The sequence below is a fragment of the Mycoplasmopsis agalactiae 14628 genome, from assembly GCF_000266865.1.
GTDB lineage: Bacteria > Bacillota_I > Bacilli_A > Mycoplasmatales > Metamycoplasmataceae > Mycoplasmopsis > Mycoplasmopsis agalactiae_A.
Genome location: NZ_AJPR01000006.1, coordinates 153,749 through 162,307 on the forward strand (window position 1 = coordinate 153,749; position 8,559 = coordinate 162,307).

Genomic DNA, 8,559 nt, shown 5'->3' on the forward strand with positions numbered 1-8,559 from the left:
AATGAAAAATATGGCTATTTTATAGGCATATTAATAATTTGCAAAATAAAAAAGCCCTCTGGCTTTTATTTTTATTATTACTAAAATTTAACTAGGGAAACTATTTCAATTCCCTCTTCATTAATGCTTTCTCTGCCATTTAAATCAGTTAACTCTAAAAGAATGATAACTTTTTTTATAATAGCCCCTTGTTCTTTAAGAAGCTTAATTATGGCCTTAATTGTGCCCCCAGTAGCTAAAACATCATCAACAATTGCCACTGTTTGACCTTTTTTAATAAAGCCATCTTGAATTTGCAAAATATTATTGCCATACTCTAAGTCATATTCCCTAGAAATTACCTTACCTGGTAATTTTCCTGGCTTTCTAACCATAATAAAAGGTTTTTTAAGTACAGCTGCTGTAGGGGTTCCAAATAAAAAGCCTCTGGCATCTGGCCCAACTATTACATCAACATCTTTGGCAACTTCAGCCATGCTAGTGATTGTATAATTAAGCGCTTCACCATCAGCTAAAAGTGGTGAAATATCTTTGAATAAAATTCCTGGTTTTGGAAAGTTTTTTACGTCTCTAATATATTTTTTTAAATCCATATTTTCCCTTTAAAGTTGTTTTATAGGCCTAAACAGTAACTGGCACCTCTTCAAAAAACACTAAAACGTCATCTTCTTTAATGTCATTAAATTTCTTAATGTGTGTACCAAAATCTTTGCCTTTTTCAACTACTTTTAAGTCATTTGCTTCACGTCTTAAAGATTCAACAATGCCTTCATGAATCATTTTTTTATTTCTAAATATTTGAACCTTGCATCCTACTTTTACAACACCTTCATCCTGCATACAGCCAGCAATTGTCCCAACTTTAGAATAATAAAATAGCTTTATGCAGTGTGCAGAGCCAATTTTTCTTTCTTCATAAACAATTGGCTTTTCGCCATCAAGAATGTTTTGCATATCTTCAATTATTTTATAAATTACATCGTAAGACATAATTTTTATATTGCTTTGTTTAGCAGTTTGCTTAATATTTGGCGATACTTTCACATTAAAAGCAATAATAATTGCATTTGAAGCCTGAGCTAATAATAAGTCGCTGCTAGAAACTTGACCAACTTGAGCTCCAATAACCCTAATGGTTGCTTCTTCATTTTCCATTACAGACAACTTGTTTTTAATAGCTTCAGCAGTTCCTTGTACATCCGAACGGATAATAACATTGAACACTTTTTTACCTAATTCAACATTATTTAGCTGAGTTTTTTCATATAAATTCTGACTCTTGTCAATTTGAGCTTTGTCCAAAGCTAATTTTTTAGCATACTTTTCATCTTCAAAACCGATAAATCTGTCGCCAGCTAATGGTGAATTATTTAATCCAGCAATCTTAACAGGCGTTCCAGGAAGCACTTCATCAATAAATGCCCCACCAGGACTCTTCATACTTCTTACTTTTCCATAACATGATCCAGCAACAATGAAATCACCTTTGTATAAGGTTCCATTTTCAACAATAATTGTTGTTACAACACCAACACCTTTGTCAACTTTACTTTCAATGACAGTTCCAACAGGGTAGCGAGAAGGGTTAGCTTTTAAATCCAATAAGTCTGCAAGTAAAATAATTGCTGAAAATAATTCTTCAATTCCTTGCCCTTTAAGTGCTGAACCATAAACAATTTGAGTATCGCCACCAAATTCTTCGATAAGAACATCATTTTCCATAAGTTCTCTTTTGATTTTCTCTAAATTCTTTTGTGGCTTATCCATCTTGTTTACAAAAACAATTAAAGGCACATTTGCCGATTTAGCGTGCATTATAGCTTCTTTGGTTTGAGGCATAACTCCATCATCAGCAGCTACAACTAAAATAATAATGTCAGTAACTTTAGCACCGCGAGAACGCATTTTACTAAATGCTTCATGGCCAGGAGTGTCAATAAAGGTTATTTTTTCACCTTTATGAGATATTTGATAAGCACCAGTGTGTTGGGTTATCCCTGAACTTTCAGTGCTTACTACATTAGTTTTTCTAATATAGTCAATTAATGAAGTTTTTCCGTGGTCAACATGGCCCATAACAGTAATAATTGGAGGGCGCTTAACTAATAAGCTTTTATCATCATTAAATTTGACTTCATTTAAAAAGTTCCCAGCATCAATGTTTTCTTCCTTTTTAAAATCAAGTCCTTTTTCCATGCATATTTCAGCAATTTCTTCTTCTTCCAAAATGTGGTTAATTTGATAGAACTTACCTCTAAGTAAAAATCTTTTAATTAGGTCGTTTGCATTCATTTTAATTTTTTCAGCAAACTCTCCTAAAGGCATTCTATTTGTAAAAATAAATGTTCCATCAACAATTTCAGTTTTAATGTCTGAAAGTTGTTCTTTAACCACACTTGTGTTACTTAATCTATTCTTTTTAGCCATTTTCCCTCCTTTAATTCAGCTTCTATTCTTTCATATATTTCTTTTGAAACAGCAGTCCTAAATGTTTTGTTCAAACATTTTTTCCTAACAACAGTATTTCAATTTTCTTCTGTCGCTATAAAATAGGCTCCTCTGCCTTTTAGCTCTCTGTTGACATCTAGTTTAATTATATTTTCATTCTTATTATAATCAAATCTGAGCATTTGGTTCTCAGGTACTATAAGTCCTGTTGCTATGCATTTACGACTAAAGCCTTCATTTTTCTTATCACTCTTCATTTTCAATGTCACTTAAATCAATTCCACTATCTAAACCAAAACTACTTAAATCTTTGTCAACTTTAAAGTTCTTTGCGACTTCTTTGGCTTTTTTATAGTCATTAGCGGTCAATTTTTCTTCTTTTTGAATCTCATTTAATTTCTCATCAATTGAGCGCTCATCACTCTCAACATTTTCTTTAGCTGATTCACTGTTGTATTGTTGAATCAATTCATCAAACTCCATGTTTTGACTATTGCTTTCATCAAAAAATGCTTGCTCTTGTTCTCTGAAGGCCAAAATGTCTTTATCAAATCCCTCAAGACTTAAATCAAGATTTTCAAAGTATGAGTTAGCTTTTCTTCTGTTGTTGTTAAATACTTTTGTTGGTGCCTTTTTAACTGCTCCATATCTTCTAAATGAGTTAAGCGATTCTTCAACTTCAGCAATTTTAGATTCATCAAAAGGAATGTTTTTTTGCTTAGCTTCTTCAACAGTAATAATGTCTAAATTAGAATGAGATACCTTAGAAGCTAACATTGTGTTAGCGCCTTTTTTACCAATAGCAGCAGATAATCCTGCTTTTATGGTAATAACGTAAAATGAATTTTGACTTTCGTTTTTAGGTACAATGTCAACTACTTGGCCAGGAAGCATGCATCTGCGAATAAATTCTTTTTTATCATTTGTATAAACTATGACATCAAATTTTTCCATATCTGCCTGATTTACACCTTGATTCATCTCACTAATAATTAAATTAATTCTTGATGAATCTTGTCCAATAATGGCTCCGTAAACATCTAAATGTTCATTTCCTGCAGAAGCTTTAAACACTACCTTAGTTCTCTCGCCAGGTATTCTTTGAACATTGACTATTTCAATTAATCCACTGCTAATTTCAGGAATATTGTTGTACAAAATTTTTTCAATAAGCTTTGGTGAATCTAATGAAACAGTAATTTGGCTTAGCTTTGTATCTTTTTCAACTCTTTCAATTACAACATCGCCATATGATCCAGGGTTAATAACTCTTTTAGCACTTACATAATTAGCAGGTAAGTGAGCTATAACTCCATCATCGACAATTTGCACATTTCAAGACCCTTTTGAGTTCTTAGAAATAAAAGTAACTTTGACAGTTTCGCCAATTTTTTCTAAATACTTTGTGTATACAATTGACTTTTGAAGCTTTTTTATAGCCTGTAAAATCGATGATTCGATAATTTTAGGTGTCTTTTGCACTACTGGATTTGTTGACTTACTTAAGGCTAATAAATCTATTTCAATTTTGATAATATCATCAACACTTGCATCATTTTTTATCTTTTTAGCTGCTGACAAAGGCACATTATATAGCATCAGTGAAACTTTATCAGCCTCACTTAAGTTGGCAAATTCACTATCATCAACAACTATTGCTTCGGTATTATAAACATGCACTTCTTTGTTTTCTTCATCAATTTCAAAAACAATATTAGCTTCTGGGTCGATATTTTTTTGCACAATTCTAGTTACTTCTTCAGAAAAAATATCAGCTAAAACTGACAATTCTAGTTTTTCTTTTTCATTGTAACCTTTAATAATTTCATATCAAATTTTAGGTGCATTCATTAATTCACTATTTTTCTTAACAGACATACTTCTTTTATTTACTCCTGCTTGCATATTCTATATTCATACTTATTTTTTTTATATTTGCTTTTTCAATTTCAACTTTTCTAAACTGCCCCTTACAATTTCATTTTAATAATATTGTTTCAGGATTATCTTCTAATATTTCGCCAGTGTAAAAGTCTAATTTATTGACATTTTTATTTAGTTTTACATCAACTATTTCGCCAATATGATTTCCCAATTCATCTGTTTCATAGTCCATTTTGAAACCTGGTGAGCTTAAAGACAATGAATCAAAATCAAATTCTACATTTAGTGAATCTATATAATCATTAACTAGTTTTGTCAGCTCTTCAATATCTTTAAGATCTCTGCTTGATGCTATAACTTCTAAAATTAATAGCCCATCTTCTTTGACTATTTTCACATTATTAATTTTGTTGCCAAACTTTTCTACTAGCAAGCTTTTTCAGTTCATATTTCTCCATACTAAAATAATAAAGAGTTGGATTACTCCAACTCGTATATTAATTACGAATGCATTTATTATAGCAAACTTTAATGTTTTTAATACAAAACAAGCTAAGAAGTTAGTTGATTGATAAATTGAAATTATAAATATCTAAAACTACATTTTAGCCTTTTCTTTTTCGCCCTTTATGTGGCAGATTCTGCATCTAGCTTCATATTCAGAATCTCCCAATAAATTAAGCTCATCACTCTTAACTTTTCTAAATGAAAATCCAGCATCAGATTTGCACTCTAAACAAACTGCTTTTAGTTTTAAAATACTATCAGCCGAAGCTAAAACTTTGGCCATGACATCAAATGGTCTTCTTTTAAAATCCATATCAAGCCCTGAACATATTACTCTTACACCTTTATAAATTAGCTCTTCAATTACAGATAAAATATCTTCATCCATAAAATTAACTTCATCAATAGCTACACACATATATTTAGGACTTCAGTGATCTAAAATTTCTTTAGAACTGCTTACATTAATTGCTTTATGCTTTGCCCCTGTTCGGCTAACTATCTCATTTTCTGAAAACCTTGTGTCAAACTTAGGTTTAATTACTAATGAATTTATTCCTGCAATTTTAAGAATATTAATTCTTTTTAAAAGCTCTTCTGTTTTGCCAGAAAACATAGGACCTGTTATTACTTCTAATTGACCTAACCCATTTTTTAAATACATTGCTAAATCCTCTTTGTAAAAATGATGAAATTAAAAAAGAATCTTGGCCTTAAAACAATGATTCTTTTTTAATTATTCTAAAGTAAGCTTAGTTCAGTTAATGTTTTAACCATAATGCCTTGAGGCACTTCATTAATTTCAGCTGTGCCAGCTACATCAAGGTGAATATGTTCCACACCTTCAGTAAATTCAGCTAAAAACATTGCTGCAGAACATGAACCGGCATTTCCCGAAAAGTCTGTGTTTTTTAAGTCAGCAACTTTTGATTGCTTAATGTTTTTTGCAAATGCTTTATCAAGTGGCATTCTTCAAATTAATTCATTAGCATTATCAGCAGCTTTTTTAATATCTTCTCAAGCTTTGTCACTTGTTGCTCATGTACCTGTATATGTTTGACCTAAAGCAACAACCATAGCTCCAGTTAATGTTGCTACATCAATTAATCTAGTTGCATTAAGAACTTTTGCACCATAAACAAGTCCATCAGCCATTACCAATCTTCCTTCGGCGTCAGTGTTGTTAATTTCAACACTCTTGCCATTCATAGCAACTCATACTGAATCAGGAAGTGAAGCATCACCATTAACTCTGTTATCAGTAATACACATAATTGCAGCCACATTTTTCTTAGGTTTTAATTGTGCAATCGCTTTCATTGTAGCAGCAACAATCGCTGAACCTGACATGTCAAATTTCATTGATACCATTGATCTAGAAGGCTTTAGTGAGTAACCTCCTGAATCAAAAGTTATACCTTTGCCAATCATTACAGTTTTTTCTTTTGAATCTTTGTCGCCATTGTATTCAATAACAACAACTCTAGGCTCATAAACACTTCCTTTATTTACAGAAAGTAAAAGTCCCATTTTAAGCTCTTCAATTTCTTTTTTCTTTAAAACAGTAACTTTTAAGTTTTCATATTGTTCTAAATCTTTAGCAACTTTTTCAGCTAAAAATTCAGAATTACAAATGTTAGGCGGCATAATTTGCAAATCACGTGCAAAATTTGTAGCTTTAGCCAAAACAAGTGACTTATCAAATTGCTCGCTAACTTCACTAGTTATATTTTCAATAAAAGGAATTAATTCAACTTCTTCTTTTTCATCTTTTTTTCTAGCTGAATATATTTCACCTTTGGCAAAGTATACTGCTCTAACAAAAGCATCAGTAACTTTAGCTAAAGGAAGTTTTTCAGTTGCAAATGAAGCTAAATCAACTTGATAATTTCTATTAGCATTTACCGCTAAGCCTTTAAAAAAGCCTTCTAGGTCAGAAAATGATAAAGAATCTCTTTTACTAAAGTACGCTAAAGCTTCATTTTTTTCATGATATTCAGTAATGCTATTGTCTTTTTTAATTAAAAAGTTGCAGCTTGTTTCTTCGTCAAATGTTGCTTTTAGCAACATATTGTTATCTCTTTTTGATGTTAATGTTTCAAATAATTTCATAAAGCATCCTTTCACTAACTTCTGCTTATTTTCTTATTTTATCATTTTAATTTTCATATAATTACATCTAAAAAATTTATTATTTTCGGCATTTTTATGATAATAATATATTATTTAAAACAAAGGGATAAATATGAACAAGATACTAAACACCATTAAGAAAAAATGACATGATTTTTCATTTTTTCCTAAATTAACAATAAGAAAAATTTCTTTTGTCGGAATACTTATAGCAATCTCTGTTGTTATTTTTGTTGTCTTTGCTTCTTTTGTTCCTCTTATTTCTATTCCAACTTATAAAATTAGTTTTATAGGTTTACCTATTAAAATTAGCGGACTAATTTTCGGGCCTTTAGTTGGTGGAACAGTTGGACTAATAAGCGACATAATTTCCTTTTCAATGTTCCCAACTTTCTATAATTTTTATTACACCTTGGCTGCCATTGTTGATGGTGTAATTGCTGGATTAGTAGGAATAATTTTCCTTAAAATCCTTAATTATGCCTTTGGTGGTCAATTTAGAGATGCTAGTTTTGACAATGCAATCTTTAAACAAAAAGAGCGTTTGTATAAACTAGTATTAGAAGACCCCCAAAGCCCAAAGATTTCTAAAATTAAGACAAAAATTATTATGCTTGGTGAGCAACGTAAAAGTGCAAATGTTACTAATCAAGAGAAAAAACTCCTTAACATTAATTTGCTCGCTGCATTATTATTAATTGTGTTAGCAATGCTATTTATCTACTTTGTAGTATTCCGTGTTATTGATGATTCTACAATTAAACAATTTAGCGTAATTCCTAATAAAATAGGATTATATGCCTTAATGACTTCTGGTTATATAGCTATGTTTATCTTCTTAATAGTTGCTAGATTTAAAATGCATCCTAAAAGATTTTTAGTAATTATACCAATTGTTATTTTCTCAGCAATCATTGAATTAATTAATGTGCCTCTTCTTTCATTGGCTGACTATTCAACAACAGGAGCATCAAGCCAAGCAGGTTCAATAATAACTTATATGTTCCAACACATTGTCTTTAGCCCAATCAAAATATGATTTAATATGTTCGTTATTTTCTTTACATACAATGTAATTAACCCACTAGTAAACAAAAACAGCGCTATTATGTACGAATAGTAGGCTGTTTTTTTATCCCTGTTTTATAGATCTTTTGGACAAAATAAGGGTTCGACAAGGCTAATTCTTAATAATTTATTGCTGCATTTGATTATTATCTTCTGGTTCCGGCATAAAACTATATGCAATTATAAGAAAGATACCGCTTATTAATCCTGCAAAAAAGAAATTGATAATTGCTGTGATCAGGATAAAAGTTTTATCATTTCTTTTACTTCCTAAGCACATAGCTGACAAAACAATACTAACAATCCCAACTAATATAAATGATAAAAATACTCCTCCAATAATTCCAAAAATAGCGCCAACAGTTATCAATACATCATAATCTTTCTTTTTCATATAAATATTTTATCTAAGTAAATAGATATAGAAAAATATTTTCTCCTGCATAAATTGATGAAACAGAAATGAAGTGAATGTTTTGTATAGATTAAATCTATACAGAAATAGATAATAAATTAATT

Annotated in this window: 9 protein-coding genes; 1 reads left to right on the forward strand and 8 read right to left on the reverse strand. The window is 30.4% G+C overall.

The window, feature by feature from the left end; genetic code table 4:
- Window positions 1-80: 80 nt before the first annotated feature.
- The 7 genes from MAGB_RS01910 to MAGB_RS01940 form a co-directional block, all read right to left on the reverse strand.
- Window positions 81-593 (reverse strand): adenine phosphoribosyltransferase, encoded by a 513-nt coding sequence (locus MAGB_RS01910; RefSeq protein ID WP_004024126.1) that lies wholly within the window; start codon window positions 591-593, stop codon window positions 81-83.
- A gap of 28 nt (window positions 594-621) precedes the next feature.
- Entirely contained in the window at window positions 622-2,427 is a 1,806-nt protein-coding gene (gene infB / locus MAGB_RS01915) for a translation initiation factor IF-2 (RefSeq protein WP_004024127.1), read from the reverse strand.
- The gene (locus MAGB_RS01920) at window positions 2,406-2,717 is read right to left on the reverse strand and encodes a YlxR family protein (protein ID WP_004024128.1); all 312 of its coding nucleotides are present in this window, start codon (window positions 2,715-2,717) and stop codon (window positions 2,406-2,408) included. Before MAGB_RS01920 ends, infB begins: the two co-directional genes overlap by 22 nt.
- Entirely contained in the window at window positions 2,692-4,326 is a 1,635-nt protein-coding gene (gene nusA, locus MAGB_RS01925) for a transcription termination/antitermination protein NusA (RefSeq protein ID WP_004024129.1), read from the reverse strand. The genes MAGB_RS01920 and nusA overlap by 26 nt, the downstream gene beginning before the upstream one ends.
- Before the next feature lie 7 nt (window positions 4,327-4,333).
- The gene (locus MAGB_RS01930; RefSeq protein ID WP_004024130.1) at window positions 4,334-4,780 is read right to left on the reverse strand and encodes a ribosome assembly cofactor RimP; all 447 of its coding nucleotides are present in this window, start codon (window positions 4,778-4,780) and stop codon (window positions 4,334-4,336) included.
- A gap of 150 nt (window positions 4,781-4,930) precedes the next feature.
- Window positions 4,931-5,503, reverse strand: a complete 573-nt coding sequence (locus MAGB_RS01935; RefSeq protein ID WP_004024131.1) for a thymidine kinase — start codon at window positions 5,501-5,503, stop codon at window positions 4,931-4,933.
- A 77-nt stretch (window positions 5,504-5,580) separates the two neighbouring features.
- Entirely contained in the window at window positions 5,581-6,951 is a 1,371-nt protein-coding gene (locus MAGB_RS01940; RefSeq protein ID WP_004024132.1) for a M17 family metallopeptidase, read from the reverse strand.
- A 133-nt stretch (window positions 6,952-7,084) separates the two neighbouring features.
- On the opposite strand from MAGB_RS01940, the gene MAGB_RS01945 reads away from it, so the two are divergent.
- Window positions 7,085-8,092, forward strand: a complete 1,008-nt coding sequence (locus MAGB_RS01945; protein ID WP_004024133.1) for an ECF transporter S component — start codon at window positions 7,085-7,087, stop codon at window positions 8,090-8,092.
- 75 nt (window positions 8,093-8,167) lie between these two features.
- Here MAGB_RS01945 and MAGB_RS01950 read toward each other — a convergent pair whose 3' ends face one another.
- Window positions 8,168-8,434, reverse strand: coding sequence for a hypothetical protein (locus tag MAGB_RS01950; protein WP_004024134.1), 267 nt, complete (start codon window positions 8,432-8,434; stop codon window positions 8,168-8,170).
- Between the last annotated feature and the right edge of the window lie 125 nt (window positions 8,435-8,559).